We start from the raw sequence: 19,072 nt of genomic DNA on the forward strand, positions 1-19,072 counted from the left end.
TCCGCACCGCCGGGGATGCACATGACGACGCCTTCGCGCATCACGGCCGTTTTAGGCCCCACCAACACGGGTAAAACGCATTACGCGATTGAACGGATGTTGGCCTATCCGACAGGTATTATCGGCCTGCCGCTGCGTCTTTTGGCGCGCGAGGTCTATGATCGGATCGTTGAAAAACGTGGGGCGATGGTGGTGGCATTGATCACGGGCGAAGAGCGTATCGTGCCGCCCCGTGCCAAATATTGGGTCTGCACCGTCGAAGCGATGCCCCCCGGAATGGGCTGTGATTTTCTGGCCGTCGATGAGATCCAGCTCTGCTCTGATCCTGAACGTGGTCACGTCTTTACCGACCGTTTGATGAACGCCCGTGGGTTGAAAGAGACTGTTTTCCTTGGCTCTGAAACCATGCGCAACGCGATTGCCGCTATGGTGCCAGAGGCACAGTTCATGAAAAAGGACCGTTTTTCGACTCTCACCTACGCAGGTTCGAAAAAGATAAGTCGGATGCCTGCTAGGACGGCAATCGTCGGATTTTCAGTTGAAAATGTGTATGCGATTGCAGAGCTGTTGCGCCGGACCAAAGGTGGGGCCGCTGTTGTCATGGGCGCATTGTCGCCGCGGACCAGAAACGCTCAGGTTGAAATGTACCAGAACGGGGATGTGGACTACCTCGTTGCGACTGATGCGATTGGCATGGGACTGAACCTCGATATCAATCATGTCGCGTTCTCTGCCCTGACCAAATTCGACGGCCAGCGGATGCGGTATCTCGAACCTGACGAGCTGGCTCAGATCGCGGGTCGTGCTGGGCGCCACATGACGGACGGCACCTTTGGTGTGACGGGAGAAGCACACGACCTAGACGATGAGGTCGTGAAGGCGATTGAGAACCACCAGTTCCGTCCGATCAAAAAACTCCAGTGGCGAAATGGGCGGCTACAGTTCGGATCAGTGACACGGCTCATTCAGACGCTTGAGCAGCGCACCGATGATCCTTGGCTGACGCGGGTGCGGGAATCAGATGACCTCGCCGCGCTGCGAAACCTGTCACAGGACGCTGAGGTTGTCGCGCGAGCGTCAGATGGGCCGTCCGTTCAATTGCTCTGGGATGTTTGCCGTATTCCTGATTTCCGCGGAATTTCGCGCAATGAACATGCGAACCTATTGCGTGAGATTTTCAACTTCCTTCACCAGCATGGACAGGTGCCTGATGATTGGTTTGCGCGGCAGGTAAAGCGCATTGATCGGACGGACGGGGACATTGACACGCTGTCAAAACGATTGGCCTATATCCGCACTTGGACTTATGTGGCGCAACGCCGCGAGTGGCTGAGGGACGAAACCCATTGGCGTGACGCGACTCGCGCTGTAGAAGACCGACTATCTGACGCGTTGCACGACGCGTTAACGCAAAGATTTGTGGACCGGCGGACCAGCGTTTTGCTTCGCCGGCTCAAGCAGAAGGAGGGCCTTGTGGCCGAAGTAAACGATCAGGGTGAAGTAACTGTTGGCGGTGAATACGTCGGCAAGTTGGAAGGCTTCCGTTTCCGTATGGACAAAACTGGCAGCCCGGACGAGGCCAAGACCCTGCGTCAGGCGTCGGTTCAGGCATTGGCACCGCAGTTCCATCTGCGCGCAGACCGTTTCTACAACGCGCCGGACACCGAAATCGACTATACCGAACAGGGTGGTCTGATGTGGGGTGAACACGCGGTTGGTAAACTGGTCGCGACCCAAGACGCGATGAAGCCGCAGGTCGTTGCCTTTGTTGACGAAGAAGCTGGCGATGACGTGGCCCAAAAGGTTCAGCGCCGTCTGCAACACTTCATCGACCGCAAGATCGCTGCTCTGTTCGAGCCGATGCTGAACATGCAGCGCGATGAGGCTCTGTCTGGCATGGCCAAAGGCTTTGCGTTCCGTTTGGCCGAAGGTTTCGGTATTTTGCCGCGTGGCGAAGTTGCCGATGACGTTAAACAACTCGACCAAGATGCCCGTGGCGCGCTGCGCAAACACGGCGTGCGTTTTGGTCAGTTCACTATTTTCATGCCTCTTCTGCTGAAACCTGCGCCGACCCGTCTGCGTTTGGTTCTGTGGTCGCTGGCGAACAAACTCGACGAATTCCCCGAAGCTCCGCCTCCGGGTCTGGTGACTGTGCCGGCGTCCAAGGATGCGGTTCCGGGTTACTATGCGATGGCGGGTTATCGTGCGGCTGGTGAACGCGCTGTGCGCATCGACATGCTAGAGCGCCTCGCAGACATGCTGCGCGACAAAGACAGTCGTGGTGGGTTCGAAGCGAACCCCGACATGCTGTCAATCACGGGTATGACGCTCGAACAGTTCGCTGACCTGATGCAGGGTCTGGGCTACAAAGCTGAACGTGGTGAGCGTGCAAAGGTTAAAGCAGCAGATGCTGCAAAGCCTGAAGCCGAAGCGACCGAAGAAGCCGTTGCTGAGGTTGCTGAAACCCCAGCAGATGCTGCGCCCGAGGAAATGGAAGTTTTCTTCACATTTACTTGGGGTGGTCGTCCAGCTGGCGCGCGTCGTCAGGGCGGCAAGCCGCAGGGCCAGCAGGGCAAACCGCGCCGCGAAGGTGGCAAAGGTGGCCCGAAAGGCAAAGGCGGTAAAGGTGGCAACAAGCCTCAGTCGTTTGAGGCGAAACCTCGCAAAGAAAAACAGATCGACCCGAACAACCCGTTCGCGGCTGCTTTGTTGGGCTTTAAGGCCAAGTAAGGCGTGGACGATCCGCGGCCCACTATCCGCATCGACAAATGGCTCTGGCATGCGCGTTTTTTCAAGACGCGCACGCTAGCCGCCGATGTGGTGAAACAGGGCAAGGTGCGGATCGACAGCCAACCCATTTCCAAACCAGCGCGTATGGTCGGTCCGGACAACGTTCTGACCTTTGCCCAAGGGCATGATATCCGTGTCGTCCGAATCCTCGCGATCGGCGAACGGCGTGGTCCTGCCCCCGAAGCGCAGGCGCTTTACGAAGATTTGGCGCCAATGACCAAGGATGCGACGGAAAAAGCTCCCAAAAATCCCGCATTTGATGGGAAAGGACGCCCCGGAAAACGCGAGAGACGGAACATGGCGTCGCATCTGGGCTCTGACGATCCATTCGCGCTTGAATGATTGGGCAGGGCGGTCTAGCAAGGCGCCCGAACATCATAGGACCGATCCATGACCTACGTCGTTACGGAAAACTGCATTGCCTGCAAATACACAGACTGCGTTGAAGTCTGCCCAGTAGACTGTTTCTACGAAGGCGAGAATTTCCTCGTCATCCACCCTGATGAATGCATCGATTGCGGCGTGTGTGAGCCAGAGTGCCCTGCAGACGCAATCCGTCCGGACACTGAGCCGGATATGGAAAAATGGGTTGAATTCAACCGCAAGTATTCGGAACTTTGGCCTGTTATCACGGCCAAGAAAGACCCGATGCCGACCGCAGAAGATATGGACGGCAAGCCTGGCAAGATGGAGCTTTTCTCTGAGGCTCCCGGCGAAGGCAACTGATCTGATTCGACCAAATTGATTCGAGGCGATTCTATCCGCGCGATAGAATCGCCTTGTTTTATATGGGGCTATTGGGTTTGCCCCTGCTGCGGTGCGGCGCTTCCAAGAAGTCGGATTTTGTGATATAAGTTTTACAAATGCTGCCGGAAAACTGACCCATCCCTATATCCAACTTACTCCGACGGAGGCTTTTGCCCCGCCGGATTTTGTGACTGTTTGGGGTCGGTCCATAGGAAGGACAAAAATGACTAAATCCAAGAAGAACGACTTCAGCCCGAACGAATTTGTGGTCTATCCCGCTCATGGCGTTGGCCAGATCGTGAACATCGAAAAGCAGGAAGTCGCTGGGTTCGAACTCGAAATGTTCGTGATTTCCTTCGAAAAAGACAAAATGACCCTTCGCGTGCCGACAAACAAAGCAACCGAAGTGGGTATGCGTAGCCTGTCGTCGCCTGACGTTGTCGCTCATGCGATGAAAACCCTGAAGGGTAAGGCGAAGGTGAAGAAAGCGATGTGGTCGCGTCGCGCTCAGGAATATGAACAGAAGATCAACTCTGGCGATCTGATCGCGATTGCTGAGGTTGTTCGTGACCTTCACCGTGCGGACGATCAGCGCGAGCAGTCCTATTCTGAGCGTCAGTTGTACGAAGCTGCGCTTGAGCGCCTGACCCGCGAAATCGCGGCTGTTGGTGGTCACAACGAGCAAGACGCTGCAAAAGAAATCGACAGCGTTCTGGTTGGTCGCGCCGCCTGATTGGTTGAAGTTTTGATTAAGGAAAAGCCGCGCAAGTTGCGCGGCTTTTTCGTTTTAGATCATGGGGGCGCTGCCCCCAAACCCCCGGGATATTTTGGGCACAAAGGCAGGTTAAAAGAGGCTGCCTTGTTCTGGAGGTTTTGGTCTCTTGGCCTTGGGGGCGGCTTTTGGGGTGTCGTCGAGCGTGATCCGTCCGTCCGCGAACTGGATTTCGAGGGCGCTCGCGGACTTGGCTTCTTTGGTGGTTGTGATGACTTTGTCGCCGTCGCGGATAACGGCGTAGCCCCGTTGCAGCGTGGATTCGTAGCCGAGGGTCAGGCGCAAGCGGTCTAATGCGGTCAGCTTTGCCTTACGATCTGCGAGATCGCGGTTCGCGTGTTCGGTCAGTCGGCGGGCAAGCGGGATTAGCCGTTCCGACAAGAGCGCGGTTTTCTCTTTGAGAGCCGCAGGGCGGATACGGCTGGTCAGTGCCGTGAAATCACGGCGGTGCTGGCGCGTCCCCCGTGCAAGGGCAGGTGCTAGTCGAGCCGAACGATCATCGAGGCGGCGGTTTTGTTCGGCGATCCGATTTGTCAGGACCGACGGGCGGAGATGACCAGACGCCTCAGTTAGTTTGAGCCGCTTTTGGCGGGTGAAGTCGCGCAAAGCGTTGTCGAGTTTATCGGACAAGATGTCCAATCGCTGACTGGGCCCTTCGAGAAGCTCGGTCGCTTTGGGCATGGCGCGGGACAGGTCAGACAAGCGTTGTTGGCGCAATGTGACGGCCTGCGTGCCCGAACGGGTGAGGCGCATGCCCTGATTTTCGACCCAATTCAAAAGTTCGAGGCGTACAGGCACAGCCAATTCAGCCGCTGCCGTCGGGGTCGGCGCGCGCATGTCCGAAGCATAGTCGATCAGCGTCGTGTCGGTTTCGTGGCCGACAGCAGAGATCAATGGGATCTTGCTCGCGGCAGCAGCGCGAACGACGATTTCCTCGTTAAAACCCCAGAGGTCTTCGATGCTACCACCGCCACGGGCGACGATGATGACGTCTGGTCGGGGGAGCGCGCCACCCGGGGTCATCTGGTTGAACCCTTCGATGGCGTGGGCCACCTGAGGAGCGCAGTCTTTGCCTTGGACGGCGACGGGCCAAACGAGCACTTTGCGCGGGAAACGATCCCGCAGACGGTGAAGGATATCGCGAATGACTGCGCCAGTTGGGGACGTCACAACGCCGATGACTTCGGGCAAATAGGGCAGGGGGCGTTTGCGTTCGGTCGCGAACAGTCCTTCGGCAGCGAGAGCGGCCTTACGTTTTTCCAACATCGCCATAAGTGCACCAGCACCCGCAGGGCGAATATCTTCGACGTTGAGCTGGTATTTCGATTGCGGGCCAAAGGTCGTCAGGCGGCCAGTGGCGACAACTTCCATCCCTTCTTCGGGCATGTGGGACAGTTTGGAAACTTGGCCTTTCCAGCTGACCGACGCAATTACGCTTCGGTCGTCCTTGAGGTCGAAATACATGTGACCCGTGCGGGCAATGACCACGCGGCCAACCTCGCCTTTGACACGGACGTTGCCAAATTCACCTTCGAGCGTGCGTTTGATCGCCCCAGAAATTTCCGAGACGGAAAATTCATGTGCGTTGTCGTTCGGCTCTTCGAAAAGGTCCATCTGCTCGCCCTTGTTATATTCGTCCTGCAACCTTAGAACGCCCGCAAGCAAAGGCCAAGCGGAGGGCGCAATGAACATCCTGATTTTGGGTAGTGGTGGACGTGAACATAGTCTTGCTTGGGCTGTGAAACAGAACCCGAAATGTGATCGACTGATCGTTGCGCCAGGGAATGCTGGTATCGCGCAGATTGCTGAATGTGCGGCAATCGACATTCTGGACGGCGATGTTGTTGCGACGTTCGCCGAAGAAAACGCGATTGATTTCGTTATCATCGGGCCTGAGGCCCCTCTGGCCGCTGGCGTCGCTGACCGTCTGCGCGAAGCTGGCCTAAAGGTGTTTGGCCCGTCCAAGGCCGCAGCGCAGTTGGAAGCGTCTAAAGCCTTTACCAAAGCGATCTGTGACGCCGCGAATGCACCGACGGCGGCTTATGCGCGCTTTACCTCGGCGGCCCCAGCGAAGGATTACATCCGCGAACAAGGCGCGCCGATTGTCGTGAAGGCCGATGGTCTGGCTGCGGGCAAGGGCGTGATCGTTGCGATGAACGAACAAGACGCGCTGGATGCCATCGACGATATGTTCGGCGGCGAATTCGGCGAGGCTGGCGCTGAGGTCGTGATCGAAGAGTTTATGGATGGCGAAGAAGCGTCCTACTTCCTCCTCGTGGACGGTGAAAATGTGCTGCCGATTGGCACCGCGCAAGACCACAAACGTGTTGGCGACGGTGACACTGGTCCGAATACGGGCGGGATGGGAGCCTATTCGCCAGCGCCGGTTCTGTCGGATGAGGTTGCTGCCAAAGCACTGAACGAAATCGTCATTCCGACCATGAAAGCGATGAAAGATCAGGGCATGCCCTATCAGGGCGTCCTTTATGCGGGTCTGATGATCAAAGACGGTCAGCCTCGACTGGTTGAATATAACTGCCGTTTCGGTGACCCCGAATGTCAGGTTTTGATGATGCGTTTGGGAGGTCAGGCTCTCGACCTGATGCTTGCCTGCTCTGAGGGCCGTTTGAACGAAGTTCAGGCGCAATGGGCAGATGATCACGCGCTCACCGTCGTGATGGCATCGAACGGCTATCCGGGCACCTATCAAAAAGGTACGGTCATTAAGGGTCTAAACGACTTGCCTGAAACCAGCAGCGAATATTGCTTCCACGCGGGCACCGCCGAAAAAGACGGCGCGATTGTTGCGACGGGTGGCCGTGTTCTGAACGTGACCGCGCGTGGCGAGACCTTGGCCGAGGCGCGTGCGCGTGCCTATGCGATGGTTGAGCAGATCGATTGGGCCGAGGGGTTCTATCGCAGCGATATCGGTTGGCGCGCGCTCTGAAATCTCAGACTCAAGCGAGGTTGAAGTCAGCCTCGCTTGGCACTTGAAGCCCTTGTTTCGGTGACCCTAGTGGGTCATTGAGTGCCGCAACCACGGCCTCGGCTAGAAACGCGCCAGCGCGTGCTGCATCCTCCCGCAGGGTGAGGATGTTGGGGCTGCAGAACCTTAGGATCGACGTTGCCTCTTTGCCAAAAATGTCGACTTCCCGCCCTGCCTCTTTTGCACCAGCGGCAGCGGCCATCGCAGCAACGCCCGAAGCGGTTATCAGCGCATCGACATCAGGGTTGTCCTTTAGCCGCAGCGCAATCGCGGCCCGAATTTCGTCAATCCGTGCGTCACTATCGACATCATCCAAAACTGTCAGCGATACGCCGCAATCCGTGGCGGCAGCCAAAGCCCCTTCGATCATGTGAGTTGCGTAAAGCTGGTCCTGTTTCGGTGCGAGGAGTGCGATGCATTTGCGCCCACGCGCGACCAAGTGGCGAACGGCAAAGTCCCCAAATGCCGCGTTGTCATAGTCAAAGTAGGCATGTCGATCGGACATATTCGTGCGTCCGTGCGTGGCAAATGGAAATTGCTTTTCCAATAGATAAGCGACACGAGGATCGTCCGCTTGGGTTCTGTTCAGGATTACCGCATCTGCCAGTCTATTTTCGACGATCTGCCGAATGGGCTTCATCGGGTCATCGTCAGGTAAATAAGGCGTGACGTTTAGGTGATAGGGTGTCTCTCGCAAGGCGCGGGCGATTGATCCGATAAGTTGCGCGGTATGGGGCATCAATTCGGAATCTGGTGCGAGGATCAAGCTGATCACCAGCGTCTTGCCTGTCCGCAGTCGAACGCCAGCACGATTTGGCACATAGCCAATCTCTGCTGCGATTTCGCGGATCTTCTTCTTTGTTTTTTCGCTAATGTCGGGTGCGTCGCTCAGCGCACGAGACACCGTGGGAACAGCCAATCCACTCAGTTTTGAGATCGTTTTGAGTGTGGGCTTCTCTGTGACCTGCGCGGCAATAGTGTTGGTGTTCTTTCCCGCGTCGGTCATGTTTAAAACGTTCCTTTTATTCCTATTGTTGGACCCTACATAAACGTTATAGAAAAATCTATAACGTTTTAGATTTTAGATTCCCACTGACGGAGCACTCAAAATGGCGACCCAATCGATTGAAGCTATCGTGGATGAAATGACGCTGGAAGAACAAGTCGCCATTCTGGCGGGGGCAGATTTTTGGTCGACACCAGAGATCGAACGCCTCGGGATAGCTAAAATCCGCGTCACCGATGGCCCGAACGGGGCGCGTGGGGGCGGATCTCTGTTCGGTGGCGTCACGGCTGCAGCGTTTCCTGTCGGTATCGCGATTGGGGCGTCGTGGGACCCTGAACTGGCCGAACAAATCGGCAGTGCCATCGCGGATGAGGTGAAATCGAAATGCGCGCACGTCGCCTTGGCGCCGACGATTAACCTACATCGTGGTGTGACGAACGGGCGGAATTTCGAATGTTACTCTGAGGATCCAGAGCTGACCTCGGCTCTCGCGGTCGGGTATATTCGGGGCCTGCAGTCCAAAGGTGTCGCCGCATCGCCCAAGCATTTCGTTGGCAACGAAAGCGAGATTGAACGTACGACCATCAGTTCAGATATCGACGAACGCACCATGCGCGAGCTTTATCTGCGCCCGTTCGAGGACGCTGTGAAAAAGGCGGGCACATGGGCGATCATGTCGTCCTACAACCGTTTGAACGGCACCTATACGGCTGAAAACGAATGGCTGCTCACGGATGTGCTGCGCAAACAGTGGGGCTACGATGGTATCGTCATGTCCGATTGGTTCGGGTCACGCAGCACCGCGCCGACCGTGAATGCGGGGCTCGATCTAGAAATGCCTGGGCCGACCCGTGATCGTGGCGACAAACTGGTCGCTGCGGTTCACGCGGGCGAGGTCAGCCGTGAAACGGTGCGCACTGCAGCGCTGAACATGCTGCGCCTGATGGATCGGGTGGGGAGCCTTACCGACACGACACCGTTCAAAGAGCGTGCGGATGATCGCCTCGAACACCGCGACTTGATCCGCAAGGCGGGGGCAGACGGCATGGTCATGCTCAAAAACGATGGTGTTCTGCCACTGTCGCCCGAGGCCAAGGTCGCTTTGATCGGTCCAAATGCCAAAGAGGTTAAGATCATGGGTGGCGGCTCTGCCCAGCTGAACCCGCACTACATGGTCTCGCCCTTTGATGCGCTTCTGGCCCGCATTGGGGCTGAAAACCTTAGCTTTGCCAAAGGCTGCACCAACCACCGTTGGGAACCGATCCTTACCGGCGATTTCGGACTTTCGTTCTATCGCGGTCACGACCTCACGTCTGACCCCGCTCACACTCAATCGATGGACAGCGTAAATGCCTTCTGGGTCCCGCCGTTTGCGGGCGGACAGGTCGATCCGACCAACTTTGCGGCCAAGATCACGGGCACTTTTACGCCGACTATATCGGGCATCCATCATATCGGTGCACATGCTGCGGGCTATGCGCGTGTTTATGTCGATAACAAATTGATTGTGGATTGTTGGGAAGAGACATGGACCAAAGGGCGCACGTTCTTTGAGGAAGGGAACGATGAAGTCGTCGGTGCAGTCGAACTAACGGCGGGTCAGGCGCATGACATTCGGATCGAGTTCCGTTCGAAAACGCCTGACAATCTGAACCATTCGGCTTTGCGTGTCGGTATTTCGGTGCCGATGACTGAGGCTGATATTGCGCAGGCGGCTGAGATCGCAGCGCAGGCTGATGTGGCTGTCGTAGTGATTGGGCGTTCGGGCGAATGGGATACCGAGGGTTGGGATATGGAGGATATCCACCTCCCCGGTCGTCAAAATGAATTGGTCGCTGCGGTAGCGGCGTCCAATCCGAATACGGTCGTGGTTCTACAAACGGGTGGGCCCGTCGAGATGCCTTGGGTCTCTGATGTCGCAGCTATTTTGCAAGCGTGGTATGGCGGGCAAGAAGCGGGCAACTCTATCGTTGATGTGCTCTACGGGGACGCGGAGCCCGCAGGGCGTTTGCCCCAGACCTTCCCGATCAAGCTGTCGGACAATCCAGCCCACTCGCAAGATCCTGAAATCTATCCGGGTCTCGCTGGGCATGTTCGATACGCAGAAGGGGTGATGACTGGATACCGCCACTACGACAAACACGGTATCGCACCGATGTTCCCGTTCGGCTTTGGCTTGTCCTACACTGACTTTGACCTTGGACAGATGGACCTGTCAGAGGATGGTCACGACATCATCTGCACGATCCCTGTCACCAACACAGGGGCGCGGCGTGGTTCAACGGTGGTGCAGGTCTATGTTGGCGATCTTGAGGCCTCGGTTGAACGGCCAGCGCGAGAGTTGAAAGCCTTTGCGAAAGTTGACCTAGACGCAGGTGAAACAACGACCGTTCGGATGGCGCTCCCACCACGTGCCTTCGCGTTCTTTGACGTGACCGTCGGGCATTGGCGGATCGAGGCGGGCAGCTTTACAATTGAAGCAGGGTTGTCTGCGGCAGACATCCGAAGTGTCGCGACCGTTCAGCGCGATGATGCGTTGATCCCTGTCTGATCACATACCAAAGTTATCGCAAATCAGTTCACGGGCCACGGGTGAGAGTTCATAGACAACCGTGCCCGTGGCTGTGTCGATGTCATTCATAAAGACCGCCATGAGACGACCGTCCATGTCGTAGTAGGTCCAGCATTGGGGTGTGGGGTCAAAGTCATAGACGAAACAAATCTCGCCGTCATTTTCATACCACTTTCCGGGCTCACAGGTGTTGTCATCCCAACTCCATAAAACGCGGCGGTCGGGCAGGTAGCGTTCCAATCCGTAGGGCGTTTCGCCGTCATAGCCAAAGTCGAGCGTTTTGCCTTCGACGCGGGCTTCGAATTGCTCGGCGGTGAGGGCCGTTTGTGCCGAAACGGGCAGGGCGCAGAGGGAAAGGATAATTGTGATGGTCCGCATGATGGGAGTGTCCCCTGTTTTCCGTCCGCGCTCAATTCAGGTTTTGGTGACCGACCGCCATTTTGCTGTGCGTGGATCCATGACCTTGCGCCAGAACCGTGGATACAGCGCGACGCAGGCCATAACGGGGAGCGATCGCGGTAGCATCGGGTTTTCGCCCAACTCCAAGGCAGGGTAGGGGCGGGCAGGGTGCGCGTGGTGGTCCGAATGGCGCGGCGCATTGAGCATCAGAGCGGATGAAAACCAATGCGGGCTGTTCCAACTGTGACGACCCGCAACAGGTTCAGCTTTACCATCCTCGGACACATAACGTTGGAGGCCGTAGTGCTGAACATAATCCGACATCAGTAACTGCACTTGGGCGAAACCTGCGATGGCGAGATACCAAAGGAGGCCGATCTTACCGCCAATCAAATAGGCCGCGCAGATCATCAAAAGCGCCCCGCCGATATAGATGATGTAGGGATGCCTCCACGAGCCCCGTTCCGCACGTTTCAGCCGCTCTGATTCCGCTTTGAGGCCCGCTCGGAACGATCCGACCCATGCCCGAGGAGCAAATCGGTAGAAACTTTCACCTTTTCGGGCGGAATTGGGGTCAGATTTGGTTGCGACAAACCGGTGGTGGATCAGAACATGTGCAGAGGTGTGATGCCCAAAGAGGACCGAAATATAGGCCCACATGCCCAAGTCATGCAGGAATCGGCTGCCGCGATGGATCAGTTCATGAGCATTCGAATTGCCAACCTGCCCGAGGTAGAGCCCTGTTGCCACGAACACCCCGACCTTTTCCCAACCGCTCAAGCCGTGACCCATCCCGTAAGTGACTGCACCCAATAAACAAAACTGACCAAGGGCGATTGCGACTGACAGTCGATCTGCCACAGGAAATTCGGCCTCGGGCACGGTGGGAGTGATCCGCTTCACCATTTGGTCCAGCGATGCGGTCATCAGGGTCATGTAAAGTGGCGCCAGAAGCGCCCACCATCCGCCCGTCAGTGCAGCAAGCATGATCAAGGGCAGCGGTGTCAGTGTCGCAATCGTAAAAAGGGTCATCGGACGCATGGGACTCTCCTGTTGGTGCAGTGATATGCCCCCTAATCGCGACTGACCAGTGGCGCAGGTCTTTCCATCGCCCTCCGTTGCCATTAGGTGATGGTAAAACCGGTTCAGGGCTTACTTATGTCGTTCTTCAAGAAACTTCGTGACCGTTTGACCAAATCTTCGTCGAAAATCGATGAGGGGCTGGAGGCTATTGTCGAAGAGGCAGAGGATCATCTGCCAGCCGAGGAAGAGCTTGATCCCATCGTTGAAGAGGTGATCGAAGAGCAGTCCGTTGAAGTCGAAGACGACGAGCCTGAGGTTGAGGTAGAGGACGAGCCTGAGGTTGCACCTGCGCCTGTCGCTCCGGTTCAGTTGACCGTCACGCCGATGCCATTGATCGAAGACGCGCCCACCGAGGAATCCGCGAAGCCCGGCATCTTGGGTCGTATGCTCGGTCGCAAGCCTGATGCGCCGCGCCGGACGCTTGACGATGATATGCTCGAACAGCTCGAAGAGTTGTTGATTGCCGCTGATATGGGGGTCGATACCGCGCTCCGTGTCACGTCGAGCATGGCCGAAGGTCGTATGGGCAAAAAGCTGTCGGTTGAAGAAATCAAACAGCTTCTCGCCGATGAAGTCACCCGCATCATGGAACCCGTGGCCCGTCCCCTGCCGATCTATGCAAAGAAACCGCAGGTGGTTTTGGTGGTCGGCGTGAATGGGTCGGGCAAAACCACGACCATCGGCAAATTGGCGAGCCAGTTTAAGGCCGCTGGTAAATCGGTGGTGATCGCAGCTGGCGATACGTTCCGTGCGGCGGCTGTTGAACAATTGCAAGTTTGGGGGCAGCGCGCTGGCGTGCCTGTCCTGACCGCACCCGAAGGGTCGGACCCTGCGAGTCTCGCTTTTGACGCGATGACAAAGGCACATGAGGATGGTGCTGACCTGCTGATGATTGATACAGCGGGCCGTTTGCAGAACCGTCAGGATTTGATGGAAGAACTGTCGAAAATCGTCCGCGTGATCCGTAAGAAAGACCCCGATGCGCCGCATAACACGCTGTTGGTGTTGGATGCGACTACGGGTCAAAACGCGATCATGCAGGTCGATGCGTTCCAGAAACTCGCGGATGTATCGGGCCTAGTGATGACGAAACTCGATGGCACGGCAAAAGGCGGCGTTCTGGTCGCGCTTGCTGATAAATTCGGCCTGCCGATCCACGCGATCGGCGTCGGTGAACAGATCGACGATCTTGCGCCCTTCGATCCCGAAGACTTTGCCAAAGCCTTGGTTGGTCTGAACTAAATGCCGATATTGGTCCGTCTGTCCAATGGGTGAGTGGCTCGTTTCTCTCGAAGGCACGGACCAAGGTCGGCAACTGGCGACACTGTTGGTTTTGACGGCGGCCTTGGCACATGCGGCCTTTGGTGCGTTGCAAAAGGGCAAACACGATCCTTGGGTGGCGCGTGGGTCAATTGACCTATGGTTCACGCTCGTCTCAGCCCCTGTCGCGCTGTTCGTTGTTCCGTGGCCTGAAGGCGCGATGTGGGGTGTCCTCGCTGGCGCTATGGTGATCCATTTCATCTACAAGGTGACGATGGCGCTGGCCTATGAATACGCGGCTTACACCGTGGTCTATCCCGTTGTGCGCGGCTCTGGCCCGCTGGTCACAGTGATCTTTGCCTCGGTCGTGTTTCATGAACATTTCACACTGGTTCAATGGCTCGGCGTGGCGTGCCTGTCGGGGGGGATCCTCCTTTTGGCGCTGCGTAACCTGAGCGAAGAAGTGATCGATCCGTGGCGGGTCAAAGTCGCTCTTGTTTGGGCGGTCCTTTGTGGTTTGATGGTTGCGGTCTACACGACCTATGACGCGTGGGGCATTCGTCAGGCGACCGATCCGTTCACATTCCTTGCGTGGTTCTTTTTCCTATCGGGCGTCGATATGCCCATCATCGCGATTCTGAAGCTGCGCAAATCTGGTGAACGTCCCCAAATCGGCCCGCTGATGTGGCGTGGATTTGCGGGGGCTGTGATTGGGTGGATCAGCTTTGGCGGCGTGATGATCGCGACGCGGTTGGACAAGGTCGGCGAAGCAGCGGTGCTTCGTGAAACTTCTACCGTTTTTGCGGCCTTGATTGGATGGTTCATCTTGGGTGAAAAGGTGGGGCCGCGCCGTTTGGCGCTGATGACTTTGATCGCCATCGGGGCAATCATTGTGGAAATGGGAGGCTAGAATGTCAGCAAAACCGATCAATCCGATCCTGAAACAGGTGCTGGAACTGGGGCCGACATTGGCGTTCTTCCTGCTCTACATTAAGATCAAAGATAACACCTATACTATTGCAGGCACTGACTATTCCGGCTTTATCGTCGCGGCGGTCGTGTTCATTCCCGTGCTGCTGGCAGCCATGGCCGTGCTTTGGTTTCTCACGAAAAAACTATCGCGGATGCAGGTCTTCACCGCGATCATGGTGATCTTCTTCGGTGGGTTGACCGCATGGTTCAATGATGAGGCCTTCTTTAAAATGAAGACCTCAATTGTTTACGGGCTCTTCTCGCTGCTGCTCGGTATCGGGTTGCTACGTGGTCAGAGCTGGCTCGAATATGTGATGGGAGAGTTTCTGCCTATGCAGCGCGAAGGGTGGATGATCCTCACCCGCCGTCTGACTGTGTTCTTTGCAGGTCTGGCAGCCGCTAATGAATTCATCTGGCGTACGCAGAGCGAGGAACTTTGGGTCACGCTCGAAACCTTTGCGTTCCCCGTGGTCCTGTTCTTGTTCCTCTGGTCGCAGATTGTGACGCTCCAGCGGTTCTTGATCGAAGAGCCTAAGTAAAAAAATCCGCAGCGATCCGCATGTCGCGCAGAGGGCGCACAATGCGGATCGATTCAGCGTAGAGCGGGTCAGCCTTGTAGGCCGCTAGCTGTTCGGCATCGTCAAATTCAGCATAGACAATGAAATCTGGGCCATTGGGGCTGATGGGATCAGAGTTCAGGTTTTCACCGATTTCGATATGGCGGCACTCTTTGATGTTTTCCAAGAGTTTGAGCCCTTGGAAAACGGTGTCGCGATCATCTGGTGACTTCGCTGTGAAAAAGACGATGTGACGTATCATTTTTGTTTGAACAGCCGTTCCATTTCTTCATTGGAGAAGGCCTTTTGGCGCAGTTCGGCTCCGACTTCCATCCCTTTTGCAACTTCGGGACGTGCCGCCATACGCGCCAACCACGCGGCAAAGTTCGGTTTGTCGTCAAGCGTTTGCTGCTGACCTTCCCATCCCGCAGCCCAAGGGTAGATCGCGATGTCCGCGATTGAATATTCGCCGCAGACGTACTCTTTGTCCTGAAGCTGCTTGTCCAAGACGCGATAGAGGCGGCCAACCTCTTTACGGTAACGGTCTTGCGCGTAGGGGAGCACTTGGGGCGGGGACATATCGGGCGCGTATTTTAGGAAGTGATGCGCCTGACCTGCCATCGGCCCCACGCCGCCCATTTGCCACATCAGCCACTGTTCGATCATCACCCGTTCGCGTTCTGTCGTGCCGCCGAATTTTCCTGTTTTCCGCGCGAGGTATTGCAGGATCGCCCCCGATTCAAAAATAGAGATCGGTTCGCCGTCGGGGCCATCACGGTCAACGATGGCGGGCATGCGATTGTTCGGCGCAATGGCAAGGAAGTCTGGCGCAAACTGATCGCCCGCCCCGATGTTGATTGGGATCAGGTTGTAGTCCAAGCCCATCTCGCCCAAGGCTATGGTGATCTTTTTGCCATTTGGCGTCGGCCAGTAGTAGAGATCGATTGCAGCGGTCATCTGAAACTCCTGTTCGCAAGGTGGGGTCACAATGCGCGTTTCGCGCTGGGCCGCAAGGCCGTTTTCCTTGACCAGAATGTCACAACGGCGTAACCACTCCGCCGTGGCGATTTGAACCGGATTGCGGGCCACGTTAAACAAACCGCTAAAAAGGAAACAGGCCAACCCCTGCTCCCTTTATTCGGTGTAGGGGTTTTTTAATGGCCGTAAGGAACAAAGACATGGACAAACTTTCCAAACGCACTCGCGCCGTGCATTCGGGCACCCGCCGCAGCCAGTATAACGAACTGTCCGAGGCGATTTTTCTGACGCAGGGCTTTGTCTACGAAACCGCAGAACAGGCAGAGGCCCGTTTTGTGAAACTCGGCGAAGACGAATTTATCTATGCGCGCTATGGCAACCCGACCGTTGCTATGCTCGAAGATCGTATGGCCGACCTTGAGGGTGTTGAGGCAGGCTTTGCCACCGCTTCGGGTATGGCTGCTGTCAACGGCGCGCTGATGTCCATGCTCAAGGCTGGCGATCACATCGTGTCGAGCCGCGCGTTGTTCGGATCGTGCCTCTATATCCTCGAGGACGTGCTGCAACGGTTTGGGGTCGAACTGACGCTGGTCGATGGTCGTGATCTGGATGCGTGGAAGGCTGCGATCCGTCCCGACACCAAAGTTGTCTTCTTTGAATCGATTTCGAACCCGACGCTCGAAGTGATCGACATGAAGTCTGTTGTCGAACTGGCGCATGCCAATGGCGCGATTGTTGTGTGTGACAACGCAATGGTCACGCCAGCTTATTCAATCGCTGGCGAGTTGGGCGTTGATCTCATTGTCTATTCGACCACGAAACACGTGGACGGTCAGGGTCGCTGCCTTGGCGGTATGGTTCTGGGCAAGAAAGAGCTCGTTCGGGGGCCTGTCGAGGCATACCTCAAACACACGGGCGGCGCGATGAGCCCGTTCAACGCTTGGGTCATGCTGAAATCGCTCGATACGCTATTCCTGCGCGTGGGGCAGCAGTCTGAAACCGCGTTGAAATTGGCTGATGCGCTTGCCGGTCATGCAAAGCTGAACTCGGTGAGCTACCCTCTTGATCCGCGTCATCCTCAGTTTGAGCTGGCGAAGTCCCAATATGAGGGCGTCGGCACCGTTCTGGCCATCGACGTGAAAGGCGGCAAAGAAGAATGCTTCCGTTTCCTCAACGCGCTCAAGATTTTCACGATCACCAACAACTTTGCGGACAGCAAGTCGCTGGTGACCCACCCTGCGACCACAACGCACCAGCGTTTGCCGCAGGATCAGAAAGACACGTTGGGTATCACACCTGGTTTGGTGCGTGTGTCCTGTGGCCTCGAGGATGCTGACGATCTGTTAGCAGACCTGAAACAAGCATTGGATGCCATCTGATGAGTGATCCGCGCGACGGTTCCAAGCGTATTCCCTTCGCATTTGATGGAAAACTGTCGCGCGCATCCCATATAGTGGGGCGTGCTGCACCTGCGGGAGGCTCCGACATGAATATCCACTCGTCTGACATGGACCGCGAACCGTCGCGCGAAGAAGCCGAGGCGGCGCTGGCGCTTTTGCGGCGCTGGGCAGGCGATGCCACACCCGAAGAGGTGGCAACGCTCGATCCTCTCGTGTCGCGCCTGATCCCTGGGCAAGAAGTTTCAAACTACCCAGCCCTCGCACGGGCGTACCCCGAAGATTTCGTGGTGGATGAGGACTACAAGGCGTCGATGCCTGACCTCCAGAACGGGCCAAGCAGCCTGATCAAAGGGGCAAAACAACAAATCCAGCACGTCGGGATATCGAACTTCCGTCTGCCGATCCGTTTTCACACCCGCGACAATGGTGATGTGACGCTCGAAACCTCTGTGACGGGGACGGTGAGCCTTGAAGCGGAAAAGAAGGGCATCAACATGTCCCGCATCATGCGGTCCTTCTACAAGCACTCAGAGCAGACGTTCAGCTTTGAGGTGATGGAGAACGCGCTGGACGCCTATATGGCCGACCTCGAAAGCTTTGATGCGCGTATCCAGATGCGGTTCCGTTTCCCGATGAAGGTCCGTTCGCTGCGTTCGGGGCTTGAGGGGTTCCAGTATTACGATATCGCGCTCGAACTGGTCGAACGCGCAGGCGTGCGCAAAAAGATAATCCATCTCGATTACGTCTATTCGTCGACATGCCCCTGTTCGCTCGAACTGTCCGAACACGCGCGCCAATTCCGTGGTCAGTTGGCCACGCCGCATTCGCAGCGCTCTGTGGCCCGTATGTCGGCGGTGATGGAAGACGGCCCGATGCTATGGTTCGAAGACCTGATCGACATGGCGCGTGTTGCTGTCCCGACCGAGACCCAAGTGATGGTTAAGCGTGAAGACGAACAGGCATTCGCCGAACTCAACGCGGCCAATCCGATCTTTGTCGAAGATGCGGCGCGTCTCTTCTGCGAGCAGCTTCAGCAGGACCCGCGTGTCGGTGATTTCCGCGTTGTGGCCAGCCACCAAGAGAGCCTGCACAGCCATGACGCTGTGTCGGTCTTGGTCGAGGGGGAGACCTTTGACAGCGACAGCATTGACCCGCGTTTGTTCACAACGTTGTTCCACGTCGGATAAGTTCTGCATTGCAGCGGGTGAAATGCTGCAATGCAAAAACAACGGTGCACATGCTGACCTATTGGCGCTATCGTTCATGTATGGGGGAAACAACCCGTTCTACATGGATGTTCCAAAATGGCACAAATCGCAGTTAATCCGACCTTTGACGCAGCGCCGCTTCGCGAGAAATTCGACCAGTTCGTTTCTGCTCTTGGTCGCGGTTTTAAGGCTTATGGGGAACGCAAATCCCGCGCTGGCGAATTTGCTGCTCTTAACGCAAAGACCGATGAACAGCTGGCTGCGATGGGTCTTCGTCGTGATCAGATCGCCGTTCACGTCTTCCGCGATATGTTCTACGTTTGATGATGATGTGATCCGCGG

General features: G+C 56.5%; 18 protein-coding genes and 1 riboswitch. Of the genes, 12 read left to right on the forward strand and 6 right to left on the reverse strand.

Features of this window, described 5'->3' with window-relative positions:
• Positions 1-21 precede the first annotated feature (21 nt).
• The 4 genes from AC07ED_RS03055 to AC07ED_RS03070 all read left to right on the forward strand — a co-directional run bounded on the left by AC07ED_RS03055 (position 22) and on the right by AC07ED_RS03070 (position 4,270).
• The gene (locus AC07ED_RS03055) at positions 22-2,730 is read left to right on the forward strand and encodes a helicase-related protein (protein ID WP_105236294.1); all 2,709 of its coding nucleotides are present in this window, start codon (positions 22-24) and stop codon (positions 2,728-2,730) included.
• 3 nt (positions 2,731-2,733) lie between these two features.
• A complete protein-coding gene (locus tag AC07ED_RS03060; protein WP_105234516.1) occupies positions 2,734-3,132 on the forward strand; it encodes an RNA-binding S4 domain-containing protein in 399 nt (132 codons plus the stop codon).
• A gap of 48 nt (positions 3,133-3,180) precedes the next feature.
• Positions 3,181-3,516: a ferredoxin FdxA gene (gene fdxA, locus AC07ED_RS03065; RefSeq protein ID WP_105234517.1), complete on the forward strand. Its 336-nt coding sequence runs from the start codon at positions 3,181-3,183 to the stop codon at positions 3,514-3,516.
• 244 nt (positions 3,517-3,760) lie between these two features.
• Entirely contained in the window at positions 3,761-4,270 is a 510-nt protein-coding gene (locus AC07ED_RS03070) for a CarD family transcriptional regulator (protein ID WP_067551068.1), read from the forward strand.
• Positions 4,271-4,381: 111 nt separating this feature from the next.
• Here the strand turns inward: AC07ED_RS03070 and xseA are convergent, their stop codons facing one another.
• Positions 4,382-5,923, reverse strand: coding sequence for an exodeoxyribonuclease VII large subunit (xseA, locus tag AC07ED_RS03075; protein WP_105236295.1), 1,542 nt, complete (start codon positions 5,921-5,923; stop codon positions 4,382-4,384).
• Positions 5,924-5,993: 70 nt separating this feature from the next.
• Between xseA and purD the strand changes: the two genes are divergently transcribed.
• The gene (gene purD, locus AC07ED_RS03080; RefSeq protein WP_105234518.1) at positions 5,994-7,256 is read left to right on the forward strand and encodes a phosphoribosylamine--glycine ligase; all 1,263 of its coding nucleotides are present in this window, start codon (positions 5,994-5,996) and stop codon (positions 7,254-7,256) included.
• Between the two features lie 10 nt (positions 7,257-7,266).
• Here purD and AC07ED_RS03085 read toward each other — a convergent pair whose 3' ends face one another.
• The gene (locus AC07ED_RS03085) at positions 7,267-8,301 is read right to left on the reverse strand and encodes a LacI family transcriptional regulator (RefSeq protein ID WP_105234519.1); all 1,035 of its coding nucleotides are present in this window, start codon (positions 8,299-8,301) and stop codon (positions 7,267-7,269) included.
• 103 nt (positions 8,302-8,404) lie between these two features.
• On the opposite strand from AC07ED_RS03085, the gene AC07ED_RS03090 reads away from it, so the two are divergent.
• Positions 8,405-10,852, forward strand: coding sequence for a beta-glucosidase (locus AC07ED_RS03090; protein ID WP_105234520.1), 2,448 nt, complete (start codon positions 8,405-8,407; stop codon positions 10,850-10,852).
• Here AC07ED_RS03090 and AC07ED_RS03095 read toward each other — a convergent pair whose 3' ends face one another.
• Both AC07ED_RS03095 and AC07ED_RS03100 read right to left on the reverse strand, forming a co-directional pair.
• Positions 10,853-11,251, reverse strand: coding sequence for a hypothetical protein (locus tag AC07ED_RS03095; RefSeq protein WP_105234521.1), 399 nt, complete (start codon positions 11,249-11,251; stop codon positions 10,853-10,855).
• Between the two features lie 36 nt (positions 11,252-11,287).
• Positions 11,288-12,313: an alkane 1-monooxygenase gene (locus AC07ED_RS03100; RefSeq protein WP_105234522.1), complete on the reverse strand. Its 1,026-nt coding sequence runs from the start codon at positions 12,311-12,313 to the stop codon at positions 11,288-11,290.
• Positions 12,314-12,430: 117 nt separating this feature from the next.
• On the opposite strand from AC07ED_RS03100, the gene ftsY reads away from it, so the two are divergent.
• The 3 genes from ftsY to AC07ED_RS03115 are packed head-to-tail and all read left to right on the forward strand — an operon-like array spanning position 12,431 to position 15,126.
• Complete coding sequence (ftsY, locus tag AC07ED_RS03105) at positions 12,431-13,597, forward strand: signal recognition particle-docking protein FtsY (RefSeq protein WP_105234523.1); 1,167 nt, start codon at positions 12,431-12,433, stop codon at positions 13,595-13,597.
• A gap of 25 nt (positions 13,598-13,622) precedes the next feature.
• The gene (locus AC07ED_RS03110) at positions 13,623-14,525 is read left to right on the forward strand and encodes a DMT family transporter (RefSeq protein WP_105234524.1); all 903 of its coding nucleotides are present in this window, start codon (positions 13,623-13,625) and stop codon (positions 14,523-14,525) included.
• A 1-nt stretch (position 14,526) separates the two neighbouring features.
• Entirely contained in the window at positions 14,527-15,126 is a 600-nt protein-coding gene (locus tag AC07ED_RS03115; protein ID WP_105234525.1) for an inner membrane-spanning protein YciB, read from the forward strand.
• Here the strand turns inward: AC07ED_RS03115 and AC07ED_RS03120 are convergent.
• Entirely contained in the window at positions 15,119-15,406 is a 288-nt protein-coding gene (locus tag AC07ED_RS03120) for a Dabb family protein (RefSeq protein ID WP_105234526.1), read from the reverse strand. The two genes, AC07ED_RS03115 and AC07ED_RS03120, sit on opposite strands and share 8 nt — an antisense overlap.
• Positions 15,403-16,101, reverse strand: a complete 699-nt coding sequence (locus AC07ED_RS03125; RefSeq protein WP_105234527.1) for a glutathione S-transferase N-terminal domain-containing protein — start codon at positions 16,099-16,101, stop codon at positions 15,403-15,405. The genes AC07ED_RS03120 and AC07ED_RS03125 overlap by 4 nt, the downstream gene beginning before the upstream one ends.
• 93 nt (positions 16,102-16,194) lie before the next feature.
• Positions 16,195-16,271, forward strand: a riboswitch (SAM riboswitch).
• Positions 16,272-16,322: 51 nt separating this feature from the next.
• On the opposite strand from AC07ED_RS03125, the gene metZ reads away from it, so the two are divergent.
• From metZ to AC07ED_RS03140, 3 genes are all read left to right on the forward strand, one after another.
• Positions 16,323-17,501 carry an O-succinylhomoserine sulfhydrylase gene (gene metZ / locus AC07ED_RS03130; protein ID WP_105234528.1) on the forward strand — a complete coding sequence of 393 codons (1,179 nt, stop codon included), beginning with the start codon at positions 16,323-16,325 and terminating at the stop codon, positions 17,499-17,501.
• Positions 17,502-17,608: 107 nt separating this feature from the next.
• On the forward strand, positions 17,609-18,709 hold the full coding sequence (gene folE2, locus AC07ED_RS03135) for a GTP cyclohydrolase FolE2 (protein ID WP_067551638.1): 1,101 nt from the start codon (positions 17,609-17,611) through the stop codon (positions 18,707-18,709).
• 117 nt (positions 18,710-18,826) lie between these two features.
• Positions 18,827-19,054 (forward strand): hypothetical protein, encoded by a 228-nt coding sequence (locus AC07ED_RS03140; RefSeq protein WP_105234529.1) that lies wholly within the window; start codon positions 18,827-18,829, stop codon positions 19,052-19,054.
• The last annotated feature ends 18 nt before the right edge of the window (positions 19,055-19,072 follow it).

The sequence above is a fragment of the Aestuarium zhoushanense genome, from assembly GCF_056431045.1.

What these genes read in the sequence shown, in the direction of transcription:
- AC07ED_RS03055 (WP_105236294.1), top strand. Translation starts at nt 22, where the DNA reads ATGACGACGCCTTCGCGCATCACGGCCGTTTTAGGCCCCACCAACACG.
- fdxA (WP_105234517.1), top strand. Translation starts at nt 3,181, where the DNA reads ATGACCTACGTCGTTACGGAAAACTGCATTGCCTGCAAATACACAGAC.
- AC07ED_RS03070 (WP_067551068.1), top strand. Translation starts at nt 3,761, where the DNA reads ATGACTAAATCCAAGAAGAACGACTTCAGCCCGAACGAATTTGTGGTC.
- xseA (WP_105236295.1), bottom strand. Translation starts at nt 5,923, where the DNA reads ATGGACCTTTTCGAAGAGCCGAACGACAACGCACATGAATTTTCCGTC.
- purD (WP_105234518.1), top strand. Translation starts at nt 5,994, where the DNA reads ATGAACATCCTGATTTTGGGTAGTGGTGGACGTGAACATAGTCTTGCT.
- AC07ED_RS03085 (WP_105234519.1), bottom strand. Translation starts at nt 8,301, where the DNA reads ATGACCGACGCGGGAAAGAACACCAACACTATTGCCGCGCAGGTCACA.
- AC07ED_RS03090 (WP_105234520.1), top strand. Translation starts at nt 8,405, where the DNA reads ATGGCGACCCAATCGATTGAAGCTATCGTGGATGAAATGACGCTGGAA.
- AC07ED_RS03095 (WP_105234521.1), bottom strand. Translation starts at nt 11,251, where the DNA reads ATGCGGACCATCACAATTATCCTTTCCCTCTGCGCCCTGCCCGTTTCG.
- AC07ED_RS03100 (WP_105234522.1), bottom strand. Translation starts at nt 12,313, where the DNA reads ATGCGTCCGATGACCCTTTTTACGATTGCGACACTGACACCGCTGCCC.
- ftsY (WP_105234523.1), top strand. Translation starts at nt 12,431, where the DNA reads ATGTCGTTCTTCAAGAAACTTCGTGACCGTTTGACCAAATCTTCGTCG.
- AC07ED_RS03110 (WP_105234524.1), top strand. Translation starts at nt 13,623, where the DNA reads ATGGGTGAGTGGCTCGTTTCTCTCGAAGGCACGGACCAAGGTCGGCAA.
- AC07ED_RS03115 (WP_105234525.1), top strand. Translation starts at nt 14,527, where the DNA reads ATGTCAGCAAAACCGATCAATCCGATCCTGAAACAGGTGCTGGAACTG.
- AC07ED_RS03120 (WP_105234526.1), bottom strand. Translation starts at nt 15,406, where the DNA reads ATGATACGTCACATCGTCTTTTTCACAGCGAAGTCACCAGATGATCGC.
- AC07ED_RS03125 (WP_105234527.1), bottom strand. Translation starts at nt 16,101, where the DNA reads ATGACCGCTGCAATCGATCTCTACTACTGGCCGACGCCAAATGGCAAA.
- metZ (WP_105234528.1), top strand. Translation starts at nt 16,323, where the DNA reads ATGGACAAACTTTCCAAACGCACTCGCGCCGTGCATTCGGGCACCCGC.
- folE2 (WP_067551638.1), top strand. Translation starts at nt 17,609, where the DNA reads ATGAATATCCACTCGTCTGACATGGACCGCGAACCGTCGCGCGAAGAA.
- AC07ED_RS03140 (WP_105234529.1), top strand. Translation starts at nt 18,827, where the DNA reads ATGGCACAAATCGCAGTTAATCCGACCTTTGACGCAGCGCCGCTTCGC.